Here is a 1,141-nt window from a genome sequence, read left to right on the forward strand (position 1 = left end):
TAGGTGCAATTGTAGATTTTCTTACTTTTGGTTTTTTTGGAGAAGATGCAGTAAGAAATTTATTTTCTAAAATTGAAAGTTTTATCAATCCTGTAATTGATACAATCAAAGATGTATATTATAAAGTAAAAGATTGGATTGTCAATAATGTTGGTATTCCCAAAATAGATTTGGGTAATTGGTTTGGCAAAGATAGATCAATAGGTCCTTGGTATCCATTTAAGTCAAATCCAAAAAGTGCAGAAGATGAAATAAGCGATAGAGGTGGAAAGAAAGATGAAGGTGCGGGTGCCGCGCCAGCTGGCGGACTTGACCCGGCCGCGGCAGCTGCCGCTATGGGTGGTGTCGGCTTCGTTGATTTTGGAGATGGTGGAGATGGAACACCAGGAGCAGCACCTTCTGCATCAACTGAAGCGGCTGCTGGCGGCGGAGTTGAAGCACCTACAACTTCAACTCCAACTCCAATTCCACAGAGCTCCATGGAAACCGCTCCTGCAGAAGGAAAAAGTCAATTTCAAAGAGAATATGATGCGGAAATGGCGGAAAAGCAAAGATTAGGTGAAGAAAGATTAAAAAGAGAAATTGCAGAAATAGAAAGTATTGATACTGGTTACGAAAGTCCCGCTCGTGGTGCTACTACTCCTACTAGAGCTCCTGCGCCTGCTCCTGACAGAAGCAGGCCTGCTCCTGCTCCTGTTCCTACTAGACCACCTCTTGCTGAATATCACCATGTTCCAACAGAGCAAGATATAGAAATAGAAAAAGCTCTTTCTGAAGGCCGCGAACTTACTCCAGAACAGCGCAAAAGAATACAGGAAGTTGCTGCAGAAAGATTCAGAGTTAGACGAGGTGCTGCCTACAAACCACCAGCCGCAAAAGCGGGCGCTTCGGCTCCTTCTGTAGCCCAATCATCTGGAGGTAGTGCTGGAGCGGCACCTTCAGAATCTGGTACTTCTGCATCAGGTGATGCAGGTAGCGCTGCTGGTGTTACCCCAACTCCAGCTCCCAGTACCGTTTCCAGTGGTGCAAGTTTAGATAATGCTTCACAACAAATTGCAGAGCAACAAAGAATGGAATCTTCTGCTGATATGGGTTCAACAGTTAATGCACCAGTAACAAACAACAGTCAATCTGCAACTGG

1 protein-coding gene is annotated in these 1,141 nt (G+C 45.0%); it reads left to right on the forward strand.

The features are described from left to right. The coding region (locus FJ091_22305) for a hypothetical protein (protein ID MBM4386082.1) at positions 1-1,141 on the forward strand (1,141 nt) is incomplete at both ends.

Source organism: Deltaproteobacteria bacterium (assembly GCA_016875395.1).
Taxonomy (GTDB): Bacteria; Myxococcota_A; UBA9160; order UBA9160; family UBA6930; genus VGRF01.